This is a genomic window from Pseudomonas sp. NFPP24, assembly GCF_900112095.1.
Lineage (GTDB): Bacteria > Pseudomonadota > Gammaproteobacteria > Pseudomonadales > Pseudomonadaceae > Aquipseudomonas > Aquipseudomonas extremorientalis.
Window position 1 is genome coordinate 346,992 of sequence record NZ_FOKD01000006.1, and the last position, 22,290, is coordinate 369,281.

A 22,290-nucleotide genomic window follows, 5' to 3' on the forward strand; every position below is an offset into this window, starting at 1 on the left:
TGATTCGCGGTAGACGCTCAGCCATAGAGCGCCACCCAAGCCATGCACCTCCAGAGAATCCGCATGCAGACTTTTTTTATCGCGCCCACCGATTTTGGTGTGGGTCTGACCTCCATCAGCCTTGGGCTGGTGCGTACCCTTGAACGGGCCGGACTGAAAGTCGGTTTTTTCAAGCCGATTGCCCAGCCGCACCCCGGCGACACCGGCCCCGAGCGCTCCACCGAACTGATAGCGCGCACTCACGGCCTCAAGCCGCCGCAGCCGCTGGGCCTGGCCCACGTAGAGCGCATGCTCGGCGACGGCCAGCTCGACGAGTTGCTCGAAGAGATCATCACGCTGTACCAGCAAGCCGCCGTGGGCAAGGACGTATTGATCGTCGAAGGCATGGTGCCCACCCGCAGCGCCAGCTATGCGGCGCGGGTCAACCTGCACCTGGCCAAGAGCCTGGATGCGGAAGTGATCCTGGTGTCTGCCCCGGAAAACGAGGTGCTCACCGAACTCTCAGGTCGCGTGGAATTGCAGGCCCAACTGTTCGGCGGCCCGAAAGACCCGAAAGTACTCGGCGTGATCCTCAACAAAGTGCGCACCGACGAAAGCATGGAAGCCTTCTCGGCTCGCCTGAAAGAACATTCGCCGCTGTTGCGCAGCGGTGATTTCCGCCTGCTCGGCTGCATTCCCTATCAACCGGAACTCAACGCACCGCGTACCCGCGACGTGGCCGACCTGATGGGCGCGCAGATCCTCAACGCCGGCGACTACGAAACCCGGCGCATGACCAAGATCATCATTTGCGCACGCACCATGCGCAACACCGTGGAGCTGCTCAAGCCCGGCGTGCTGGTGGTGACCCCCGGCGACCGCGACGACATCATCCTCGCCGTCAGCCTGGCCGCGATCAACGGCGTCCCCCTGGCCGGCCTGCTGCTGACCAGCGACACCCTGCCCGACCCACGCATCATGGAGCTGTGCCGTGGCGCGTTCCAGGCCGGGCTACCGGTGCTGTCGGTGAGTACCGGCTCCTACGACACCGCCAACCAGCTCAACAGCCTCAACAAGGAAATCCCGATTGATGACCGCGAGCGCGCGGAAATCATCACGGATTTCGTTGCCAGCCACCTCGATGCGCGCTGGCTGCACCAACGTTGCGGCACACCACGGGAAATGCGCCTGTCGCCGGCGGTGTTCCGCTACCAGCTGATCCAGCGCGCCCAGGCTGCCAACAAACGCATCGTGTTGCCCGAAGGCAGCGAGCCGCTGACCGTGCAAGCCGCCGCGATCTGCCAGGCGCGGGGCATTGCCCGGTGCGTGCTGCTGGCCAAGCCGGCTGATGTGGAAGCGGTTGCCCGCGCCCAGGGCATCGAATTGCCCGAAGGCCTGGAGATTCTCGACCCGGACCTGATCCGCCAACGCTATGTCGAGCCGATGGTGGCGCTGCGCAAGAGCAAAAGCCTCAACGCCCCCATGGCTGAGCAACAGCTGGAAGACACCGTGGTGATCGCCACCATGATGCTCGCACTGGATGAGGTGGACGGCCTGGTGTCTGGCGTCATTCACTCCACCGCCAACACCATCCGCCCTGCCCTGCAGCTGATCAAGACCGCACCGGGCTGCACCCTGGTGTCATCGGTATTCTTCATGCTGTTCCCCGAGCAGGTGCTGGTGTACGGCGACTGCGTGATGAACCCGCACCCGAGCGCCGCCGAACTGGCGGAGATCGCCCTGCAAAGCGCTGACTCGGCGGCTGCGTTCGGCATCACCCCGCGCGTGGCGATGATCAGCTATTCCAGCGGCGATTCGGCCAGCGGCGAGGAAGTGGAAAAAGTCCGCGAAGCTACCCTGCTCGCCCACGAACAGCAAAGCTCGCTGCTGATCGACGGCCCGCTGCAATACGACGCCGCCGCCAACGAAAACGTGGCCCGGCAATTGGCCCCCAACAGCCAGGTCGCCGGCAAGGCCACAGTGTTTGTGTTCCCCGACCTGAACACCGGCAACACCACGCACAAGGCCGTGCAGCGCAGTGCCGATTGCGTGAGCCTGGGGCCGATGCTCCAGGGCCTGCGCAAACCGGTCAACGACCTGCCGCGCGGCGCCCAGGTGGACGACATCGTGTACACCATCGCACTGACTGCGATCCAAGCCGCCAACCGACCTATGGATATCTAAATGCTGGATTTTCTACCTGCCGCCGTGCGCGGGGTGATCGCGTCGCTGTTGTTGGCGCTGAATACGATCCTGTTGTGTTCGTTCCTGTTTATCGTGGCGTTGTTCAAGGCCTTGCCGTTTGCCAAGCGCTTCAGCGAATGGCTGATGAACCACACCCATGAGGCCTGGGTGACCAACAACAAGGGCTGGATGAACCTGGTACGGCGCACCCGCTGGCACATCACCGGGCTGGAAGGGCTGGACTACCAGCACTCGTACCTGGTGACCAGCAACCATCAGAGCTGGGTCGACATCATGGTGCTGCAATACGTGCTGAACCGGCGGATTCGCCCACTGAAGTTCTTCCTCAAGCAGGAGCTGATCTGGGTGCCGGTAATTGGCCTGGCGTGGTGGGCGCTGGGCTTCCCGTTCATGAAGCGCTACACCAAGCCCTACCTGGAAAAACACCCGGAAAAGAAAGGCAAGGACCTGGAAACCACCCGCAAGACCTGTGCGAAGTTTCGCGACAACCCCGTGGGTATTTTCAACTTTGCCGAGGGCACGCGGTTTACTGCCGGTAAACATGCCCAGCAGAAATCGCCGTTCCGCTACCTGCTCAAGCCCAAGGCCGGAGGCATCGCGTTTGTGCTGGATGCCATGGGGGAGCAGTTGAAGTCACTGGTGAACGTGACCATTCACTACCCGGCTGGGCGCCCAGGTTATTGGGATTTGCTGTGCGGGAATGTGCGGGACGTGGTGGTGCACTTTGAGGAAGTGCAGATTCCGGCTGAGTTCATTGGCAAGAATTATGAGCAGGATGGGACGTATCGGTTGGCGTTCCAGGGGTGGATCAATCGGTTGTGGGAAGACAAGGACCAACTGCTGGAAAAGCTGCACAAAGACTTCCCAGGTAAACAGTGATCAAAATGTGGGAGCTGGCTTGCCTGCGAAAGCGGTGGATCTGTTGTAAATATATCAACTGGCAGGCCGCTATCGCAGGCAAGCCAGCTCCCACATTGGCAGTGTGCACATTTGTTAATAGGTAAAAAGCCCGCCACCGATCACTCGGTGGCGGGCTTTTTCGTGGCCGCGAGGGTTAGATCGCGCCGCGCTGACGCAACAGCTCCAGCACTTGCTTGACGCTCTCTTCCAGCGACAGGGCCTGGGTGTCGATCACCAGATCGGCATTCAACGGCACGTCGTACGGGAAGGATTCGCCCGGGATGTTATCCCCACCGGCCGCGTACAGGCCTTGCGGATCACGCTCGGCGCACACCAGTGGCGAGGCCTGCACATAGACGGTCAGCAGGCGATCATCGCCGATCAACGCCTTGGCCTGTTCACGGCCTTCGGCATCCGGCGCAACGAACGCAGCCAGGGTCAGCAGGCCCGCTTCGTTGAACTGACGCGCCACATGCGCGGCACGACGCCAGTTCTCGGTGCGACCGGCACGGTCCTGCGGCAAGCCCCTGTTCAGGTCGTGGCGCAGGTTCTGGCCATCCAGCACAAATACCGCACGCCCCATGTCGAACAGCCTGCGCTCGACCGCATAGGCCAGGGTGCTCTTGCCGGCGCCAGACAGGCCGCTGAACAGTACGGTCGCCGGTTGCTGGCCGAAGCGCAGTGCGCGCTCCTCGGTGGCGACATGCGCAAGGCTGCCGTGTTGCGCAGAGCCGCCATGATTGACCGGCGGCGCGATGATCATGCCCGCAGCCACCGTGCCATTGGTCAGGCGGTCGATAACAATGAACGCGCCAGTGGTGCGGTTGCTGTCGTAGCCGTCCAGGGCGATGGCCGCATCAAGGCTGACCTTGACCCGGCCGATCTCATTCAACTGCAACGAACTCGCCGGGCCTTCAGCCAGGGTGTTCACGTCCACGCGATGCACGATGCTGGTGATGGAACCCGGCACGTAGCTGGTGGCGCGCTTGATGTCGTACTTCTTGCCCGGCAGCATCGGTTCTTCGGCCATCCACACCAGCATGGCGTCAAAGGCGTCGGTCACTTGCGGCACGTTGTCGGCATGTACCAGCAGGTCACCACGGGAGATGTCGATCTCGTCTTCCATGGTCAGCGTCACCGCTTGACCAGGGCCGGCGTGCTCCAGCTCACCTTCGAAGGTGACGATGGATTTGACGCGACTGCTCTTGCCCGACGGCAGCACCACGACTTCATCGCCCTTGTGCACGATGCCGCTGGCCAGGGTGCCGGCGAAACCACGGAAGTTCAGGTTCGGACGGTTGACGTACTGCACCGGGAAACGCAGGTCGGTGTAGTTGCGATCGTTGGCGATCTCGACGGTTTCGAGGATCTCCATCAGCGACTGGCCGGTATACCAGGGCGAACGCTCGCTCTTGTTCACCACGTTGTCGCCCTTGAGCGCCGACATCGGCACAAAGGCCAGGGTGCTCGGCTTGAAGGCGATACCGTCGGCGAACTTCAGGTAATCGGCCTTGATCTGCTCGAATACGCCTTGGTCGAAGCCATTGATGTCCATCTTGTTGACGGCCACCACGATGTGTTTGATGCCCAGCAACGAGGCGATGAAGCTGTGACGACGGGTCTGGGTCTGCACGCCATAGCGCGCGTCGATCAGGATGATCGCCAGGTCACAGGTGGAGGCACCGGTGGCCATGTTGCGGGTGTACTGCTCATGGCCGGGGGTGTCGGCGATGATGAATTTGCGCTTGGCGGTGGAGAAATAGCGGTAGGCGACATCGATGGTGATGCCCTGCTCCCGCTCGGCCTGCAGACCGTCGACCAGCAAGGCCAGGTCGATGTCGTCACCGGTGGTGCCGGATTTCTTCGAATCGCGGGTGATGGCTTCCAGGTGATCTTCGTAGATCATCTTGGAGTCGTGCAGCAGGCGCCCGATCAGGGTGCTCTTGCCGTCGTCGACGTTGCCACAGGTCAGGAAGCGCAACATTTCCTTGCGCTCGTGCTGGCCCAGGTAGGCGAGGATGTCCTCGCTGATCAAATCAGATTGATGCGACATGACAGCCCCTTAGAAATAGCCTTGACGTTTTTTATCTTCCATCGAGCCGGCACCATCGTGGTCGATGACACGGCCCTGGCGCTCGGAAGTTCGCGTCAGGAGCATTTCCTGAATGATGTCCGTCAGCGTCTCGGCTTCGGACTCCACCGCGCCCGTCAACGGGTAGCAGCCAAGGGTACGGAAACGTACTTTCTTTTTGACGATTCGGGCTTTGTCTTCGTCGGACAGGTGCTCGAGGATGCGGTCGTCGTCGATCATGATCAACGTGCCGTTCTTTTCGATCACTTCACGTTCGGCGGCGAAGTACAGCGGCACGATTGGAATGCCTTCCAGGTAGATGTACTGCCAGATGTCCAGCTCGGTCCAGTTGGACAGCGGGAACACGCGGATCGACTCGCCCTTGTTGACGTTGCCGTTGTAGACGTTCCACAGCTCGGGGCGCTGGTTCTTCGGGTCCCAGCGGTGCTTGCTGTCGCGGAACGAGTACACGCGCTCTTTGGCGCGGGACTTCTCTTCATCGCGACGGGCACCGCCAAAGGCTGCGTCGAAACCATGCTTGTCCAGGGCCTGCTTGAGGCCTTCGGTCTTCATGATGTCGGTGTGCTTGGCGCTGCCGTGGGTGAAGGGGTTGATGCCCTGCGCCACGCCGTCCGGGTTGACGTGGGTGATCAGGTCCAGGCCCAGCTCTTCGACCATTTTGTCGCGGAACTTGTACATCTCCTGGAATTTCCAGCGGGTGTCGACGTGCATCACCGGGAACGGCAGCTTGCCCGGGAAGAAGGCTTTGCGCGCCAGGTGCAGCATCACGGCGGAGTCTTTACCGATCGAGTAGAGCATCACCGGGTTGTCGAACTCGGCGGCGACCTCGCGGATGATGTGGATGCTTTCCGCCTCCAGCTGTTTCAGATGCGTCAGTTTGTCGACCATGGTTACTCACGGAAAAACGATCTTATGGACGGCCAGCGGGCCGTGTTCGAGCGGGGCATGCTAGCACAGCACCTGCTTCTATTCAGGCGGCCTACTAGACCGAAACGGTATATGAATATGCCCCCAGGTTTGGCCCTCAAATCGGGTTGGGGCAGTCGATGAACAAATGCTCCAACGCGAAGCGCCGCGCCAGGTAATCGCCCAGCGCCTGTACGCCGTAGCGCTCAGTGGCATGGTGACCGGCGGCGATGAAGCTGATGTCGTTTTCGCGGGCGCTGTGGAAGGTTTGCTCGGAAGCCTCGCCGCTGAGGAACAGGTCGACACCGGCCGCAATCGCGTCGTCGATGTAGCCCTGGCCACCACCGGTGCACCAGCCGACGCGGCGGATCATCTCGCTACCTTCGATCAGCAATGGCTCGCGGCCCATGACGTCCTGCACGCGGCGTGCAAAGTCGCGGGGCGACAGGGGCTCGGCGAGCGAGCCGACCAGCCCGACGATTTTGGGATTGTCCGGGTCCAGCGGGCCCTCGACGGTAATGTCCAACTGACGGGCCAACTGCACGTTGTTGCCGACCTCGGGGTGCAGGTCCAGCGGCAGATGGTAGGCCAGCAGGCTGATGTCATGCTTGAGCAGCGTCTTCAGGCGGCGCTGCTTCATGCCAGTGATGCAAGGGTTTTCGCCTTTCCAGAAGTAACCGTGGTGCACCAGGACCAGGTCAGCCTGGGCTTCGACGGCCGCGTCCAACAGGGCCTGGCTGGCGGTCACGCCGCTGACGATGCGCATGACCTGGGGCCGGCCCTCGACCTGCAGGCCATTGGGGCAGTAGTCGGCAATTTTCGCGCTGCCGAGGTAGCGGTCTGCTTCCTCGACGAGGGTGGTAAGGGGGACGGCCATAAAAGACTCCTAAATATCCGGTTCGCAGGCGTCACAGCCTCGTATAATGCGCGACATTATGGGCGCTCTCCCGCCCCCTGCAACCTGTCAGGACTTACTTGATGCTCAAGGCGCTGCGTTTTTTTGGATGGCCATTGCTGGCTGGCGTGCTGATCGCGATGCTGATTATTCAGCGTTACCCCGAGCTGGTGGGTCTGCCCAGCCTGGATGTGAACCTGCAACAGGCGCCGCAAAGCAACTCGGTGGTGCAAGGCCCGGTGACCTACGCCGATGCCGTGGTGATCGCCGCTCCTGCCGTGGTCAACCTGTACACCACTAAAGTCATCAACAAACCGGCCCATCCACTGTTTGAAGACCCGCAGTTCCGCCGTTACTTCGGTGACAACGGGCCCAAGCAGCGTCGCATGGAATCCAGCCTGGGTTCCGGGGTGATCATGAGCCCCGAAGGTTACATCCTCACCAATAACCACGTGACCACTGGCGCCGACCAGATCGTGGTCGCCCTGCGTGACGGCCGCGAAACCCTGGCCCGCGTAGTGGGCAGCGACCCGGAAACCGACCTCGCGGTACTGAAGATCGACCTGAAGAGCCTGCCGTCGATCACCCTCGGCCGTTCCGACGGTTTGCGCGTGGGTGACGTGGCGCTGGCCATCGGCAACCCGTTCGGCGTAGGCCAGACCGTGACCATGGGCATAATCAGCGCTACCGGGCGCAACCAGTTGGGCCTCAACAGCTACGAAGACTTCATCCAGACCGACGCCGCGATCAACCCAGGTAACTCCGGCGGCGCATTGGTGGACGCCAATGGCAACCTGACGGGCATCAATACGGCAATCTTTTCCAAGTCCGGCGGCTCCCAGGGCATCGGGTTTGCGATCCCGGTGAAGTTGGCGATGGAGGTGATGAAGTCGATCATCGAGCATGGTCAGGTGATTCGCGGCTGGCTGGGGATTGAAGTACAACCATTGACCAAGGAACTGGCCGAGTCGTTTGGCTTGACCGGACGCCCAGGCATCGTGGTCGCCGGGATCTTCCGCGATGGCCCGGCACAGAAAGCCGGCCTGCAACTGGGGGATGTGATCCTCAGCATCAACGGCGAACCGGCCGGTGATGGCCGCAAGTCGATGAACCAGGTGGCACGGATCAAGCCGACCGACAAGGTGGCGATCCAGGTCATGCGCAACGGCAAAGAGATCAAGCTGCTGGCGGAAATCGGGCTGCGTCCGCCACCTGCGCCGGTCAAGGAAGAGCAATAAGCCACCTTGAACAGGTGCCCGCTCTCGGGCACCTGTAAACAGATATTTCAAAGCAATTCATTCTCATTAGGCATGTTATATTGTTTCAATATCGCTATTGGAACGCTCTATCATGCCGTCTCGAAGAATCGCCCCCTTGGCTGGCCTGGCCTTGGGTTTGTTGCTCGACCCCGCCTTCGCCGAAGAAAACACCCTGGAACTCGATACCATCAGCGTCACCACCGATGCCTATGAGTCCACCACCGGCCCGGTCAAAGGCTACCGTGCCACCCGCTCCGCCAGCGCGACAAAAACCGACGCCGCCATTCGCGACATCCCGCAATCCATCAGCGTGATTCCCGCCACTGTGCTCAAGGACCTGGGCAGTACCAGCGTGGAGCGGGCCCTGGAATTTGCCGGCGGCGTGTCCAAGCAGAACAACTTCGGCGGCCTGACCCTCTACGAGTACAGCGTGCGTGGCTTCACCACGTCGGAGTTCTATCAGGACGGCTTCAGCGCCAACCGTGGCTATCCGAGTACACCGGACGCGGCGAACATCGAGCGTATCGAAGTGCTCAAGGGCCCCGCCGCCAGCCTGTATGGGCGCGGCGATCCCGGTGGCACGGTGAATATCGTTACCAAGAAGCCCCAGCCTGAAGCCTTCACAACCTTGCAAACCAGCGCCGGCAGTTGGGACCGCTATCGCACCGCCGTGGACGTGAACACCCCGCTGGACAGCGAAGGCAACGTGCTGTCGCGGGTCAACCTGGCGGTGGAAGACAACCACAGTTTCCGCGATCACGTGCAGAGCAAGCGGGTATTCGTCGCGCCGTCGTTCAGTTGGCAACTGGACCCGGATACCAGTCTGCTCGTCGAGAGTGAATTCGTCCGCCACAGCTCTACCTTCGACCGTGGCATCGTCGACGCCCCAGGCGTATCTCGCTCCACCTTCCTCGGCGAACCCAACGACGGCGATATCGACAACCACAACAACCGTCTCCAGGCCACCCTTGAGCATCACCTCAACGATGCGTGGAAACTGCGCCTGGCCAGCCACTACAAACAAGGCAGCCTGTGGGGTGACGCCTCGGAAAACCGTGCGCTGAACATCGACGGTCATACCGTTAACCGCCGCTACCGCGAACGCTCAACCGGCTGGCACGACAGCATTACCCAACTCGAACTGCGCGGCCTGTTCGACATCGGCAGTTGGCAGCACGAACTGCTGGTCGGCACCGAATACGAGGACTACCGCAAGAAGGAGCGCGTGACCACTATCGCCGGCAGCGCCTACGCCATCGACATCTACAACCCGGTCTACGGCCAACCCAAGCCCAACGGCCTGCGCTCCGGCACCGACTTCTTCGAACAGACCAAGAGCCATGCGCTGAACCTGCAAGACCAGATCGTCTTCACCGATCGCCTGCGCGGCATGGTTGGCGCGCGCTTCGAGCATTTCGAGCAGAGCACCGATGACTTCACGCGCAACCACATCAAGAGCCGGCAAACCCACGACGCCTTGACCCAACGTGCCGGCCTGCTTTACCAGCTCACACCGCAAGTCGGGGTGTTCGCCAATGCCTCCACCTCGTTCAAACCCAACAGCGGCCTGGACGCCAACGGCAAAACCTTCAAACCGGAAGAAGGCGTGGGTTACGAAGTCGGGATCAAAAGCGAACTGTTCGATGATCGCCTCAGCACCACCCTCGCCGCGTTCCATATCGAAAAGGAAAACGTGCTCGCGCTGGACCCGTCCACCAATACCAACCGCGCCATGGGCAAGGCACGTAGCCAGGGCTTCGACCTGCAACTGACGGGGCAAGTGACGGAGGCCGTACGCGTAATAGGTGCCTTTGCGTACATCGACGCCGAAGTCACCAAGGGCGACACGACCATTCCCGCCGGCAGCCGGATTCTCGGCGTGGCCAAGCGCAGCGGCAGCCTGTTGGGGGTGTATGAGTTCCAGGATGGCGCGTTGCGGGGTTCAGACCTGGGGGCGGCGTTCACCTATGTAGGGGATCGCTCCGGCGAGGCTGGCACGGGTTTCGAGCTGCCGGCCTACCACACGGTTGATCTGCTGGCCCATTACAAGGCCACCGACAACATTACCGTGGGCTTGAACCTCAACAACCTGTTTGATGAGAAGTATTACGAGCGGTCGTACAGCAACTACTGGATCAGCCCGGGCGAACCGCGCAATTTCACGGTCAGCCTGACCCTCAACCTGTAACAAAACCAAATGTGGGAGGGGGCAAGCCCCTCCCACACCTTGATCTTCACTTTGTTCGGTTACAGCGCCGTCGGTGCGCGCTCGCAAAGGGTATTGAGCGCCTTCGCCCACTGCGGATCATCATTCAGGCACGGCACCAGCACCAGCTCCTCGCCGCCGGCCTCGCGGAACTGCTCCAGCCCGCGATCGCCGATCTCCTCCAGCGTCTCGATGCAATCGGCGACGAACGCCGGGCACATTACCAGCAGCTTTTTCACGCCCTGCTGGGCCAATGCTTCAAGGCGAGCCTCGGTGTAGGGTTCGATCCACTTGGCGCGGCCCAGGCGCGATTGGAAGGCCACCGACCACTTGTCTTCGGGCAAGCCCAGGCGTGCGGCAAAGTCGCGGGCGACGCTGAAGCACTGCGCGCGATAGCAGGTCTTGAGCACCTCGGCGGACGCATTCTTGCAGCAGTCGGCATCCTTGAAGCAGTGCTGGCCGGTAGGATCGAGCTTGGTCAAGTGGCGCTCAGGCAAGCCGTGGAAACTCAGCAGCAGGTGGTCGTAATCCTGTTCCACGTAGGGCCGCACGCTGGCGGCCAGAGCGTCGAGATATTCGGGCTGGTCGTAGAACGGCTGCAGGATCGAGAATTGCACGTCGAGCTTTTTGTCGCGCACCACACGCTTGGCTTCCTCGATCACTGTGGTCACGGTGCTGTCGGCAAATTGCGGGTACAACGGCGCCAGGGTGACCTGGCGGATGCCTTGGGCTGCGAGGCGGGTCAGCACACTTTCAATCGATGGCTCGCCATAACGCATTGCCAATTCCACCGGGCCCTGGGTCCACTGCGCGGTCATCTGCTGTTGCAGGCGACGACTGAGTACCACCAGCGGCGAACCCTCGTCCCACCAGATGGAGGCGTAGGCATGCGCCGACTGCTCGGGGCGCTTGATCAGGATCAGCGACACCAGCAAGCGCCGCACCGGCCACGGCAGGTCGATCACATAAGGGTCCATCAGGAACTGATTGAGGTAGCTGCGCACATCCGCCACCGAAGTGGACGCCGGCGAGCCCAGGTTGACCAGTAACAACGCGTGATCCGTCATGCAACATCCTATCTTTAGAGGCGGCCGGACAAGTCATCCAAAGCCGCACGCAACTCAGTGAACTGAAAAGTGAAACCGGCAGCCAGCAAGCGCTCGGGCAGCGCCTTCTGCCCGCCCAGCAACAGGCCGGACAACTCACCCAGGCCCACCCGCAATACAAAGGCCGGCAACGGCATGAGCGCCGGGCGGTGCAGCACCTGGCCCAGGGTTTTCGCAAACTCGCGATTGCGCACCGGGTGCGGCGCGCAGGCATTATAGGGACCGCTGGCGTCAGGCTGGTGCAGAAGAAAATCAATCAGGGCGATTTGATCCTTGATATGCACCCACGGCATCCACTGCCGACCACTGCCGATAGGCCCGCCCAGCGCCAGTTTGAACGGCAGCAACAGCCGCGACAAAAAGCCGCCCTGCGCCGCCAGCACCAGGCCGGTACGTACAAGGACCACACGAATCCCCAGGGCTTCGGCGCGCTGGGCGGTTTCTTCCCAGGCGATGCACAACTGACTGGGGAAATCGTCCTGCACCGGGCCGCTGGCTTCGGTCAATTCGCGCTCGCCGCCATCGCCGTACCAGCCCACCGCCGAACCGGAAATCAACACCGCTGGTTTTTGTTCCAGGCCCTCAAGCCACGCCAGCAAGGTCTCGGTAAGGCTGATGCGGCTGCTCCACAACAACGCCTTGCGCTTGTGGGTCCAGGGGCGGTCGGCAATAGGCGCGCCCGCCAGGTTAATGACCGCGTCGACCGGGCCGATAACCTCTTCAAGGCGGCTGACTCCCGACACCTGGGCGCCGCATACCTTCGCGACCTGGTCCGCGTGGCGACTCCACACGGTCAGGCGATGGCCCTGGGTGAGCCAGTGTTGGCAGAGTTGGCGGCCAATCAAGCCAGTACCGCCGGTCAGCAAAATATGCATGGGACGCTCCTCATGTAACGTTCGCCGCCGATCACTGGTCTATTTTATAAACAGGGATCATTTGTTAGCAGGCGTAACGCTGGCTTAAGCCTCAGCTTTAACCATAGGTTACGCCGTTAGAACTGGTACGCCAAAACTTATACCAAAAAACAATATTGTACAGCTATTGGTGTCCGCGTAGTCTGTGCACAACGGTAAAACGAGGCCTCCCATGACTGTTCCCATCGCGATCATCGGCACCGGCATCGCCGGTCTCTCCGCCGCCCGAGCGTTAAGAGACGCGGGGCACGCTGTACAACTCTTCGATAAAAGCCGCGGCAGTGGTGGCCGCATGTCCAGCAAGCGCAGCGATGCCGGCTCCCTGGACATGGGCGCGCAATACTTCACCGCCCGCGACCGGCGCTTCGTCAACGAAGTGCAACGCTGGCAAAGCAACGGCTGGGCCGAGCAATGGAAACCCCAGCTGTACAACTTCAAGTCCGGCCAACTCACCCCGTCTCCCGATGAACAGATCCGCTGGGTCGGCACGCCGCGCATGAGCGCGATCACTCGCGCCCTGCTCGACGACCTGCCAGTAGAGTTCGGTTGCCGCATCACCGAGGTGTTCCAGGGCAAGCACCACTGGAACCTGCTGGACGCGGACAGCGAAAACCATGGCCCCTTCAGCCACGTGATCATCGCCACACCTGCGCCCCAGGCCACCGCCCTGCTGGCCGCCGCGCCCAAGCTGGCGAGTGCCGCCGCCGGGGTGAAAATGGACCCGACCTGGGCCATCGCCCTGGCCTTCGATAAACCCCTGGATACCCCCATGGAAGGCTGCTTCGTGCAAGACAGTCCCCTCGACTGGCTTGCCCGCAACCGCAGCAAACCTGGGCGCGATACCACCCTCGACACCTGGGTGCTGCACGCCACCAGCGCATGGAGCAAGGCCCACCTGGACCTGCCCAAAGAGGCGGTGATCGAGCACCTGCACGGCGCCTTCGCCGAACTGCTGCACAGCGCGATGCCGGCGCCGTCGTTCAGCCTGGCCCACCGCTGGCTCTACGCACGGCCGTCTAGCAGCCACGAATTCGGCGTACTCGCCGATGCCGACCTGGGCCTGTACGTGTGTGGCGACTGGTGCCTGTCGGGCCGCGTGGAAGGGGCCTGGCTCAGCGGCCAGGAAGCCGCGCGACGCTTGATCGAGCACCTGCAATGAACCGCATCAACCCCGCCAAATTGCTGCTGTCGAAATGGACAGCAGCCCACCCTCGCAACAAAGAAAAACACTTTCTGGTCACCGAGCTGTTTCGTGATGAAGAAGGCACGGTGCTCGACATTGAACTGCAAGCCGTGATGACGCACCGCAGCGAACGCCTGCCCTGGCAAACCCTGCAGGATATGGAAGCCTGGAAAATCGGCTGGAAATAGATCACTCGCAAAACTTGTACAAATAATTTGACTTGTACAGCATCGAACCTATGATGAGATTTAGTTGTACAGGATTTATATCTTGTACAGGAATCTTGCAGAGGGTTCGTGTATGTCCAGCACCACCAAACCGAAGATCGCCATCAGCGCCTGCCTGCTGGGCGAGAACGTGCGCTTCAACGGCGGCCATAAACAATCCCTGTTGTGCAGCCAGACCCTCGCCGACTATTTCGACTTCGTGCCGCTGTGCCCCGAGGTCGCCATCGGCCTGGGCATTCCACGCGAACCGATCCGTCTGGTGGGCGATCCCGCCCACCCGCAGGCCGTCGGTACCGTGCACCGCGAGCTGAACGTCACCCAACCGTTGGACGAGTACGGCCAGCAGATGGCCGCGGAACATACCGACCTGTGCGGCTATATCTTCATGCAAAAATCGCCGTCGTGCGGCCTGGAGCGGGTCAAGGTCTACCGCGACAACGGCACCCCTGTGGACGGCGGTGGGCGCGGCATCTACGCCCAGGCCTTCTGTGCACGCCATCCCAACCTGCCGGTGGAAGAAGACGGTCGGCTGAACGACCCGGTGCTGCGGGAAAACTTCCTGACCCGGGTATTCGTCTACGCCAGCTGGCAGAAACTGTTGGCCGAAGGCCTGACCCGTCACCGTCTGCTGGCCTTTCATTCGCGCTACAAGTACCTGCTGATGGCTCACAGCCCGGCGCACTACAAGCGCCTTGGCCACCTGCTGGGCAGCATGAGCAAGGATGCCAACCTCGACGAGTTGGCGGCGGGTTACTTCAGCGACCTGATGTCCGGCCTCACCAAGTGCGCCACCCGTGGCACCCACACCAATGTGCTGCAACACATCAGCGGTTACCTCAAACAGGTCATCAGCGCTGATGACAAGCAAGAAATGCAGACCGTCATCGGCCAGTACCGCCACGGCATCGTGCCGCTTGTGGTGCCGCTGACCCTGCTCAAACACCACTTTCGCCAACACCCGGACCGCTACATCGCGCAGCAGGCCTACCTGCAACCGCACCCGGAAAACCTCAGCCTGCGAAATGCGATCTAGACCATGAAAGCTGCCCTGCTAGACGAACCCGGCGACGACATCGCCCAAGCGCTCGAAGACGGCTGGCTGCCGATCCGCGAAGTGGCGCGTCAGACCGGCGTCAACGCCGTGACCCTGCGCGCCTGGGAACGCCGTTACGGCCTGATCGTGCCCCAGCGCACGCCCAAGGGCCATCGGCTGTTCAGCGCCGAGCATGTGCAGCGCATCCATACCATCCTCACCTGGCTCAATCGCGGCGTGCCGGTGAGCCAGGTCAAAGGCCTGATCGACTCGGCCCAATCCCTTCCCGAGGCGGTGGAAAACGAGTGGCACAGCCTGCGCCAGAACCTGGTGCACGCCATCAGCGAATTGACCGAACGCCGGGTCGATGACGCCTTCAACCAGGCCATGGCGCTGTACCCGCCACGCACGTTGTGCGAGCAACTGATGCTGCCGCTGCTGCGAGCGTTGGAACAGCGTTGGCAAGGCCAGTTCGGCGCGCAGATGGAGCGGGTGTTTTTCCTCTCATGGCTGCGCAGCAAATTCGGCGCACGCATTTACCACAACAATCGCCAGTTGCACGGCGCACCGTTGTTGCTGGTCAATCAGTCCGACCTGCCCCTGGAGCCACACCTGTGGCTCAGTGCCTGGCTCGCCAGCAGTGCCGATTGCCCGGTGGAAGTGTTCGACTGGCCGTTGCCCGCCGGCGAACTGGCCCTGGCGGTGGAGCACCTGCAACCGCGGGCCGTGCTGCTGTATTCGAGCAAGGCGCTGCATTTGTCGGGTCTGGAAAAACTTTTGGGCGGCGTCCGTTGCCCAAAGTTGGTCGTCGGACCAACGGTATGCATCCACCAGGCCGAGTTGGCCGTATTAGCCCAGGACATCCCTGAATTGTTCGTCGCCGAAGAGTTGTTGTCGGCCCACCAGCTACTGATCCAGCGTGGACTCGTTTAAATGCATTTGATCTGGCTGCGCACCGACCTGCGCCTACACGACAACACCGCCCTGACCGCCGCGAGCCAGCGGGGCCCGATCGCCGCCGTGTACCTGATCACGCCCGAACAATGGCTGGCCCATGACGATGCACCGTGCAAGGTGGATTTCTGGCTGCGCAGCCTGGATGACCTGAGCAAGACACTCGGCGAACTGAACATTCCCCTGCTGATCCGTACGGCAGCCACCTGGGACCAGGCACCCGACGTGCTGGGCACGCTGTGCCGTGAACTGGCCGTGGAGTCGGTGCACGTCAACGAGGAATACGGCATCCATGAAAGCCGTCGTGATGCGGCCGTGTCCAAGGCATTGGAGTCGGCGGGCATCAGCTTCCACAGCTACCTGGACCAACTGTTCTTCCAGCCCGGCAGCGTGCTGACCAAGACCGGCACTTACTTCCAGGTGTTCAGCCAGTTCCGCAAGGTCTGCTACAGCCGTCTGCACAGCGCCCTGCCCCGGATAGTCCCGGCACCCAAGGCCCAGGCTGCGCTCAAGCTGAAAAGCGACCCGATCCCAAAGACAGTCGACGGTTTCGAGCCACCCAGCGAGACCCTGCGTGCCCTCTGGCCCGCCGGTGAAGACGAAGCCCGGCGCCGCCTCGACGCTTTCGCCGACCAACAGATCAGCTACTACAAGGACGAACGCGACTTCCCCGCCAAGCCCGGCACCAGCCAGTTGTCGGCTTACCTCGCCGCCGGCGTGGTGTCGCCGCGCCAGTGCCTGCACGCTGCACTGCAGACCAACGGCGGCGAGTTTGAAAGTGGCGACATGGGCGCCATTACCTGGATCAACGAACTGCTGTGGCGTGAGTTCTACAAGCACATCCTGGTGGGTTACCCACGGGTGTCGCGCCACCGGGCGTTCCGCCCCGAGACCGAAGCCGTCGCCTGGCGCAACGCGCCCAAGGACCTGGCCGCCTGGCAGCAAGCGCGCACCGGCCTGCCGATCATCGACGCCGCCATGCGCCAACTGCTTGAAACCGGCTGGATGCACAACCGCCTGCGCATGGTCGTGGCGATGTTCCTGACCAAGAACCTGCTGATCGACTGGCGCGAAGGCGAGCGCTTTTTCATGCGCCATCTGATCGACGGCGACCTGGCGGCCAATAACGGCGGCTGGCAGTGGAGTTCGTCCACCGGCACCGACTCGGCGCCGTACTTCCGGATTTTCAGCCCCTTGAGCCAATCGGAAAAATTCGACAGCGAAGGGGTATTCATCAAGCGCTGGCTGCCGGAACTGGCCGCGCTGAATAAAAAGGAAGTGCACAACCCCGAAGCCGCCGGTGGTTTGTTCGGCGTGGCCGATTACCCGCGTTCGATTGTCGACCTGAAAAAGTCCCGTGAACGCGCCCTGGCCGCCTTCCGCAGCCTGCCCTCGCGACAAGCCGCTGGGGGCGAGTAATGAGTGACTTCCTGCGTCGCTTCGCCCAGGCCTTTTCCACGCTGGACAAGCACAACCTGCACCTGCTCGACAGCCTGTACAGCCAGGACATCCGCTTCGCGGATCCACTGCATGAAGTGCAGGGCCTGCCCGCCCTGCACCGATACTTCGCCGAGCTGTACAGCAACGTCAGCCAGTTACGCTTCGACTTCCACGGTTTCGATCAGGTGACCGAAGGTGAAGGTTACCTGCGCTGGAAAATGAGTTTCTGCCACCCACGCCTGGCCAGCGGCAAGGTGATCCGGGTGGAAGGTTGTTCGCACTTGATGTGGCGTGACAAGGTGTACCGCCACCGCGATTATTTCGATGCCGGCGCCATGCTGTACGAACACGTGCCCGTGCTGGGCAGCGTCGTTGGCTGGCTGAAAAGGAGAATGGGATGAGCAGTACATTGCCTCGACGTTATTGGCTGACCGGCGCCAGCAGTGGCATCGGTGCCGCGCTGGCCGTGGAGTTGCTCAACAGCGGCGCCCACGTCGCCTTGAGCTCACGCTCGAAAGGCCCGCTGGAAGCGCTCGCCCACCGTTACCCTGGCCAGGTGCTGGTGGTGGCCGGCGACCTGACCAACAGCCAGACCGTGCGCGAGATTGGTGAGCGCATTGGCGAGGCCTGGGGCGCCCTGGACACGGTCATTCTCAATGCTGGCACCTGTGAATACGTGGATGCCCGACAGTTTGACTCATCGATCATCGAGCACGTGGTGCGTACCAACCTGCTGGCCAGCAGTTATTGCATCGAAGCCGCCCTGCCGCTGTTGCGCGCCGGGCGCACCCCGCACCTGGTAGGCGTCGCCAGCGCCGTGACCTACCTGCCGATGCCACGCGCCGAAGCCTATGGCGCGTCCAAGGCGGGTCTGCGCTACCTGTTCGAATCCCTGCGTATCAGCCTGTCGCCGGAAAACATCGACGTCACCGTGATCAGCCCGGGCTTTGTCGACACTCCGCTGACCGAGCGCAATGACTTCCCCATGCCGCTTAGTTGGTCAGCGGATAAAGCCGCACGGCACATTTTCGCCAAGTTGGAAAAGCGCCCGCTGGAAATCGCCTTTCCTGCACTGTTCATCGCCACGTTGTGGCCCCTGTCGAAACTGCCGAACCGTGCGCAACTGATCATCGGCAAGCGCATGTTGCGCAGCCCGCCGCCTAAAAAGGACGACCTGTGAAGATCGCCATTATCGGCAGCGGCATCGCCGGCCTGACCAGCGCCTATCTGCTCAGCCGCCGTCACGACATCACCCTGTTCGAAGCGGGCGACCGCATCGGCGGGCATACCCACACCGTCAATGTCACTGTCGAGGGTGAAAACTACGCGGTCGACACCGGCTTCATCGTGTTCAACGACTGGACCTACCCCAACTTCATCCGCTTGCTGGGGCAGATCGGGGTGGCGTTCAAACCGACCGAGATGAGCTTTTCGGTGTGCGACGAGCACACCCGGTTCGAGTACAACGGCAACAACCTCAACAGTTTGTTTGCCCAGCGTCGCAATATTTTGTCGCCGGGGTTCTGGGGCATGTTGCGCGATATCCTGCGCTTCAACCGCCAGGCGCCGCTGGACCTGCAGCAGCATCGCATCAGCGCCGACATGACCCTGGGCAGCTACCTCACCGCCGGCGGCTACGGCGAGCGGTTTGTCCGGCACTACATCGTGCCGATGGGCGCGGCGATCTGGTCGATGTCCCTGGCCGATATGCTGAAGTTTCCGTTGCAGTTCTTTGTGCGCTTCTTCAAGAACCACGGGTTGCTCTCTGTGAACAACCGCCCGCAATGGTGCGTGATCGAAGGGGGATCAAGCCGCTACATCGAGCCGTTGACCCGCAGCTTTCGCGAACGGATCCGCCTCAATTGCCCTGTGCATAAAGTGGCACGCACCGACGACGGCGTGGTTATCCACAGCCCGGCCGGCAGTGAGGCATTTGATCGCGTGGTGTTCGCCTGTCACAGCGACCAGGCCCTGGCGTTGCTGGCCGACCCGAGCCAGGCCGAACAGGAGATCCTGGGCGCCATGCCCTACGCCGATAACGACGTGGTATTGCACACCGACACGCGCCTGCTGCCCGACCGCAAACTCGCCTGGGCCAGTTGGAACTACCGGCTGACCGGCAATCGCCAGGCACAGGCGGCGGTGACCTATGACATGAACATCCTGCAAGGCATCCACAGCACCACCACGTTTTGCGTCAGCCTCAACCAGACAACCATGATCAACCCGCTGAAGGTACTGGCCCGCTACACCTACGCCCACCCGCAGTACAGCCTGGCGGCGGTGGCAGCGCAGGCACGTCGCGAAGAAATATCCGGCGTGAGCAATACCTTCTACTGCGGCGCCTACTGGGCCAACGGCTTTCACGAAGACGGCGTGGTCAGCGCACTGCGGGTGGCCGAAGCCTTTGGGGAAACCCTGTGAACAGCGCCCTGTACAGCGGGTGGATCGCCCATCGGCGGTTTGCGCCCAAGGCCCATGCCTTTCGCTACCGCATCGGCCTGCTGTACCTGGATTTGAGCGAAGAACACCAAGTGCTGGGGCTTTCGCCCCTGGCCGGGCGCAGCCGCCTGGCCCCCTTCGGTTTTCGTCAGCAGGACTACCTGCGTGAATGGACGCGCAGCGGCATGAACTTGAGCGATGCCGTGCGCCAGGAAGTCGGCAAGGCACTGGGGCGTACACCCCAGGGCGTTATCTGCCTACTGACCCAGGCCCGCAGCTGGGGCCTGGCTTTTAACCCCGTGAGTTTCTTCTACTGCTTCGAGGCCGACGGACGTCTGGCCGCGATCCTGTGTGAAGTGACCAACACCCCATGGCGCGAACGCTATCACTACGTGTTGCCGGCCCAGGCCCTGGACGCCGATGAACACCAGCATTTCGCCGTGGCCAAGGCCTTCCATGTGTCGCCGTTTCTACCCCGCGACCTGGAATACCGCATGAGCTTCAGCCCTCCCTCCGCCAGGCTGGGCGTGCACATGGCCGATTGGCAGGGCACGCAGAAAATCTTCGACGCCACGTTGAGCCTGGAGAAAGAAACGCTGGATCGCGCCAGCCTGCATCGCTACCTGTGGCGTTTCCCCTGGATGACCGCCAAGACCTGCCTCGCTATTTACTGGCAGGCCCTGCGCCTGTTGCTCAAACGCACGCCGATTTTTTCCCACCGGGCCGCCGATGGCGCCTCTCGCACCGCAGTCGGTTACACCAAGGATCGCCGCCATGAAATCCCCTAGCTTATCGGTCAAGACTCACCGCCTGAACGTCAACGGCATGACCGCCGCGCTGCTGCGCAAGGCGGTGTTGCGCCAACTCAGCCAACTGCGCCATGGCCAACTGGTGGTGATCGAGGACGGCGAGCGCCAAGTGTTCGGCGCACAGGAAGCGCACTTGATGGGGGAAATCCAGATCCTGGACTCTGCCGTGTGGGGCCTGGTGGCGGCCAACGGCTCCATCGGCGCCGGCGAAGCGTTTATCCACGGTTACTGGACCAGCCCGGACCTGACCGCCGTGGTGCGCGTGATGGTCAGCAACCTGGACGTGCTCGATGCAATGGAAGGCGGCCTGGCACGCCTGGCGCGGCCGTTCACCCAGGGCCTGCACTGGCTCAACCGCAACACGCGCAAGGGTTCACAGAAAAACATCGCCGCCCACTACGACCTGGGCAACGACCTGTTCGAAGAATTCCTCGACCCGACCATGATGTACTCCGCGGCACAGTTTCTGACGCCCGACGACACCCTCGAACAGGCGCAGTTGAACAAGCTGGAGCGCATCTGCCAGAAGCTCGCCCTCAAACGCACCGACCACCTGCTGGAAATCGGCACCGGTTGGGGCAGCATGGCGCTCTATGCGGCGCAGCATTACGGCTGCCAGGTCACCACCACGACCTTGTCCAGGGAACAGTTCGCCTACACCCAACAACGCATCGACGCCCTGGGGTTGCAAGGCCAGGTCACGCTACTGCTGCAGGATTACCGCGACCTCACCGGCCAATACGACAAGCTGGTGTCCATCGAAATGATCGAGGCGGTGGGCCATCGCTTCCTGCCGACCTACTTCAAACAATGCGCGCGCCTGCTCAAGAACGATGGCCTGATGCTGCTGCAAGCCATCACCATCCGTGAGCAACGCTTTGAACAGGCCAAGCGCAGCGTGGATTTTATCCAGCGCTATATCTTTCCTGGCGGCGCCCTGCCCTGTGTGCAGAACATGTTGCATATCGTCAGCCGCGACACCGATATGAACCTGCTGCACATGGAGGATTTCGGCCTGCACTACGCACGAACCCTGCGCCTATGGCATGAGAACTTTCGCCGCGCCCACGGTCGCCTCGCCGAGCTGGGCTACGACCAGTATTTCCTGCGCCTGTGGGAGTTCTACCTGTGCTACTGCGAAGGTGGCTTCATGGAACGCACCATTGGCACTGCGCAGTTGCTGCTGGCCAAGCCGTCGGCGATCAACCCACCGCTGCTCGGGCGCTTCAGTGCTTAAGACGCTGGCCAATGCCGTGCTGTTTCAGTGCGGCTGGTTTGCCTGCGTGCTTGGCGGGGACAGCGCGTGGTTAATGGTGGGGCTTGCCGTGTTGGCGGTTCACCTGCTGTGGATAAGTTCATGGGCTGAGGACGGTAGGTTGATCCTGCGCGTGATGGTTCTGGGCACCCTGTTGGACACCACGTTGCGCATGCTGGGGGTGTTTGAGTTCACGGAACCGGGCACGTTGATTCCCTTCTGGTTGATCCTGCTATGGGCATTGCTGGCGACGACGTTGCGCCATTGCCTGGCCTGGAGTGCCCGTCCCTGGTGGCGTGCCGCTGCGCTGGGCGCGCTGGGCGGCCCGCTGTCTTATTACGCCGGTAGCCAACTGGCCGGGGTGCAGTTTGGTTTCGGCTTCGCGCCAACAATGGTTGCGCTGGCGTTGCTGTGGGCGATGGTGTTCGTGGGTTTGCATCGGCTGGCGCGCTGACGTCCGTCAGCCGTATCACACGTGCGTCACC

The 22,290-nt window shown here is 62.0% G+C and carries 20 protein-coding genes; 15 read left to right on the top strand and 5 right to left on the bottom strand.

Annotated elements, in window-relative coordinates; all coding sequences use genetic code 11:
* Positions 1-63: 63 nt before the first annotated feature.
* Together pta and BM026_RS15605 are read left to right on the top strand one after the other, a co-directional pair.
* Positions 64-2,163: a phosphate acetyltransferase gene (gene pta, locus BM026_RS15600; RefSeq protein ID WP_058423082.1), complete on the top strand. Its 2,100-nt coding sequence runs from the start codon at positions 64-66 to the stop codon at positions 2,161-2,163.
* The gene (locus BM026_RS15605; RefSeq protein ID WP_092240623.1) at positions 2,164-3,063 is read left to right on the top strand and encodes an acyltransferase; all 900 of its coding nucleotides are present in this window, start codon (positions 2,164-2,166) and stop codon (positions 3,061-3,063) included. It abuts the gene before it with no gap.
* A gap of 175 nt (positions 3,064-3,238) precedes the next feature.
* Here BM026_RS15605 and cysN read toward each other — a convergent pair whose 3' ends face one another.
* From cysN to BM026_RS15620, 3 genes are all read right to left on the bottom strand, one after another.
* On the bottom strand, positions 3,239-5,137 hold the full coding sequence (gene cysN, locus BM026_RS15610; RefSeq protein WP_092240621.1) for a sulfate adenylyltransferase subunit CysN: 1,899 nt from the start codon (positions 5,135-5,137) through the stop codon (positions 3,239-3,241).
* A gap of 9 nt (positions 5,138-5,146) precedes the next feature.
* Positions 5,147-6,064, bottom strand: a complete 918-nt coding sequence (gene cysD / locus BM026_RS15615; protein ID WP_005784641.1) for a sulfate adenylyltransferase subunit CysD — start codon at positions 6,062-6,064, stop codon at positions 5,147-5,149.
* A gap of 136 nt (positions 6,065-6,200) precedes the next feature.
* Positions 6,201-6,959 (bottom strand): Nif3-like dinuclear metal center hexameric protein, encoded by a 759-nt coding sequence (locus tag BM026_RS15620; protein ID WP_071491061.1) that lies wholly within the window; start codon positions 6,957-6,959, stop codon positions 6,201-6,203.
* 101 nt (positions 6,960-7,060) lie between these two features.
* On the opposite strand from BM026_RS15620, the gene algW reads away from it, so the two are divergent.
* Both algW and BM026_RS15630 read left to right on the top strand, forming a co-directional pair.
* The gene (gene algW, locus BM026_RS15625; protein WP_092240619.1) at positions 7,061-8,215 is read left to right on the top strand and encodes a Do family serine endopeptidase AlgW; all 1,155 of its coding nucleotides are present in this window, start codon (positions 7,061-7,063) and stop codon (positions 8,213-8,215) included.
* 112 nt (positions 8,216-8,327) lie between these two features.
* Positions 8,328-10,424, top strand: a complete 2,097-nt coding sequence (locus BM026_RS15630) for a TonB-dependent siderophore receptor (RefSeq protein ID WP_093529241.1) — start codon at positions 8,328-8,330, stop codon at positions 10,422-10,424.
* A 59-nt stretch (positions 10,425-10,483) separates the two neighbouring features.
* On the opposite strand, the gene hemH is transcribed toward BM026_RS15630, so the two are convergent.
* Both hemH and BM026_RS15640 read right to left on the bottom strand, forming a co-directional pair.
* On the bottom strand, positions 10,484-11,509 hold the full coding sequence (gene hemH, locus BM026_RS15635) for a ferrochelatase (protein WP_093119947.1): 1,026 nt from the start codon (positions 11,507-11,509) through the stop codon (positions 10,484-10,486).
* A gap of 14 nt (positions 11,510-11,523) precedes the next feature.
* The gene (locus BM026_RS15640) at positions 11,524-12,423 is read right to left on the bottom strand and encodes a TIGR01777 family oxidoreductase (RefSeq protein ID WP_093512553.1); all 900 of its coding nucleotides are present in this window, start codon (positions 12,421-12,423) and stop codon (positions 11,524-11,526) included.
* Between the two features lie 211 nt (positions 12,424-12,634).
* Here BM026_RS15640 and BM026_RS15645 point away from each other — a divergent pair, with 211 nt between their 5' ends.
* The 11 genes from BM026_RS15645 (at position 12,635) to BM026_RS15695 (ending at position 22,259) form a co-directional block, all read left to right on the top strand.
* A complete protein-coding gene (locus BM026_RS15645) occupies positions 12,635-13,621 on the top strand; it encodes an NAD(P)/FAD-dependent oxidoreductase (protein WP_071491056.1) in 987 nt (328 codons plus the stop codon).
* Entirely contained in the window at positions 13,618-13,833 is a 216-nt protein-coding gene (locus tag BM026_RS15650; protein WP_071491055.1) for a TIGR02450 family Trp-rich protein, read from the top strand. The genes BM026_RS15645 and BM026_RS15650 overlap by 4 nt, the downstream gene beginning before the upstream one ends.
* A gap of 112 nt (positions 13,834-13,945) precedes the next feature.
* Positions 13,946-14,905 (top strand): YbgA family protein, encoded by a 960-nt coding sequence (locus BM026_RS15655; protein WP_093119954.1) that lies wholly within the window; start codon positions 13,946-13,948, stop codon positions 14,903-14,905.
* A 3-nt stretch (positions 14,906-14,908) separates the two neighbouring features.
* Positions 14,909-15,838, top strand: a complete 930-nt coding sequence (locus BM026_RS15660; protein ID WP_092240607.1) for a MerR family transcriptional regulator — start codon at positions 14,909-14,911, stop codon at positions 15,836-15,838.
* Positions 15,839-17,278 (top strand): deoxyribodipyrimidine photo-lyase, encoded by a 1,440-nt coding sequence (gene phrB, locus BM026_RS15665; RefSeq protein ID WP_092240605.1) that lies wholly within the window; start codon positions 15,839-15,841, stop codon positions 17,276-17,278. It begins immediately after the preceding gene.
* On the top strand, positions 17,278-17,700 hold the full coding sequence (locus BM026_RS15670) for a nuclear transport factor 2 family protein (protein ID WP_092240603.1): 423 nt from the start codon (positions 17,278-17,280) through the stop codon (positions 17,698-17,700). Before phrB ends, BM026_RS15670 begins: the two co-directional genes overlap by 1 nt.
* Positions 17,697-18,479, top strand: a complete 783-nt coding sequence (locus BM026_RS15675; protein ID WP_093529245.1) for an SDR family NAD(P)-dependent oxidoreductase — start codon at positions 17,697-17,699, stop codon at positions 18,477-18,479. The genes BM026_RS15670 and BM026_RS15675 overlap by 4 nt, the downstream gene beginning before the upstream one ends.
* Positions 18,476-19,723, top strand: a complete 1,248-nt coding sequence (locus BM026_RS15680; RefSeq protein ID WP_093529248.1) for an NAD(P)/FAD-dependent oxidoreductase — start codon at positions 18,476-18,478, stop codon at positions 19,721-19,723. Before BM026_RS15675 ends, BM026_RS15680 begins: the two co-directional genes overlap by 4 nt.
* Entirely contained in the window at positions 19,720-20,529 is an 810-nt protein-coding gene (locus BM026_RS15685) for a DUF1365 domain-containing protein (RefSeq protein ID WP_092240597.1), read from the top strand. Before BM026_RS15680 ends, BM026_RS15685 begins: the two co-directional genes overlap by 4 nt.
* Entirely contained in the window at positions 20,516-21,787 is a 1,272-nt protein-coding gene (locus BM026_RS15690; protein WP_092240595.1) for an SAM-dependent methyltransferase, read from the top strand. The genes BM026_RS15685 and BM026_RS15690 overlap by 14 nt, the downstream gene beginning before the upstream one ends.
* Positions 21,780-22,259: a DUF2878 domain-containing protein gene (locus tag BM026_RS15695; protein ID WP_093119965.1), complete on the top strand. Its 480-nt coding sequence runs from the start codon at positions 21,780-21,782 to the stop codon at positions 22,257-22,259. The genes BM026_RS15690 and BM026_RS15695 overlap by 8 nt, the downstream gene beginning before the upstream one ends.
* Positions 22,260-22,290: the final 31 nt, after the last annotated feature.

Bases quoted from the DNA above. Each gene is read 5' to 3' on its own strand.
- pta (WP_058423082.1), top strand. From the start codon at position 64: ATGCAGACTTTTTTTATCGCGCCCACCGATTTTGGTGTGGGTCTGACC.
- BM026_RS15605 (WP_092240623.1), top strand. From the start codon at position 2,164: ATGCTGGATTTTCTACCTGCCGCCGTGCGCGGGGTGATCGCGTCGCTG.
- cysN (WP_092240621.1), bottom strand. From the start codon at position 5,137: ATGTCGCATCAATCTGATTTGATCAGCGAGGACATCCTCGCCTACCTG.
- cysD (WP_005784641.1), bottom strand. From the start codon at position 6,064: ATGGTCGACAAACTGACGCATCTGAAACAGCTGGAGGCGGAAAGCATC.
- BM026_RS15620 (WP_071491061.1), bottom strand. From the start codon at position 6,959: ATGGCCGTCCCCCTTACCACCCTCGTCGAGGAAGCAGACCGCTACCTC.
- algW (WP_092240619.1), top strand. From the start codon at position 7,061: ATGCTCAAGGCGCTGCGTTTTTTTGGATGGCCATTGCTGGCTGGCGTG.
- BM026_RS15630 (WP_093529241.1), top strand. From the start codon at position 8,328: ATGCCGTCTCGAAGAATCGCCCCCTTGGCTGGCCTGGCCTTGGGTTTG.
- hemH (WP_093119947.1), bottom strand. From the start codon at position 11,509: ATGACGGATCACGCGTTGTTACTGGTCAACCTGGGCTCGCCGGCGTCC.
- BM026_RS15640 (WP_093512553.1), bottom strand. From the start codon at position 12,423: ATGCATATTTTGCTGACCGGCGGTACTGGCTTGATTGGCCGCCAACTC.
- BM026_RS15645 (WP_071491056.1), top strand. From the start codon at position 12,635: ATGACTGTTCCCATCGCGATCATCGGCACCGGCATCGCCGGTCTCTCC.
- BM026_RS15650 (WP_071491055.1), top strand. From the start codon at position 13,618: ATGAACCGCATCAACCCCGCCAAATTGCTGCTGTCGAAATGGACAGCA.
- BM026_RS15655 (WP_093119954.1), top strand. From the start codon at position 13,946: ATGTCCAGCACCACCAAACCGAAGATCGCCATCAGCGCCTGCCTGCTG.
- BM026_RS15660 (WP_092240607.1), top strand. From the start codon at position 14,909: ATGAAAGCTGCCCTGCTAGACGAACCCGGCGACGACATCGCCCAAGCG.
- phrB (WP_092240605.1), top strand. From the start codon at position 15,839: ATGCATTTGATCTGGCTGCGCACCGACCTGCGCCTACACGACAACACC.
- BM026_RS15670 (WP_092240603.1), top strand. From the start codon at position 17,278: ATGAGTGACTTCCTGCGTCGCTTCGCCCAGGCCTTTTCCACGCTGGAC.
- BM026_RS15675 (WP_093529245.1), top strand. From the start codon at position 17,697: ATGAGCAGTACATTGCCTCGACGTTATTGGCTGACCGGCGCCAGCAGT.
- BM026_RS15690 (WP_092240595.1), top strand. From the start codon at position 20,516: ATGAAATCCCCTAGCTTATCGGTCAAGACTCACCGCCTGAACGTCAAC.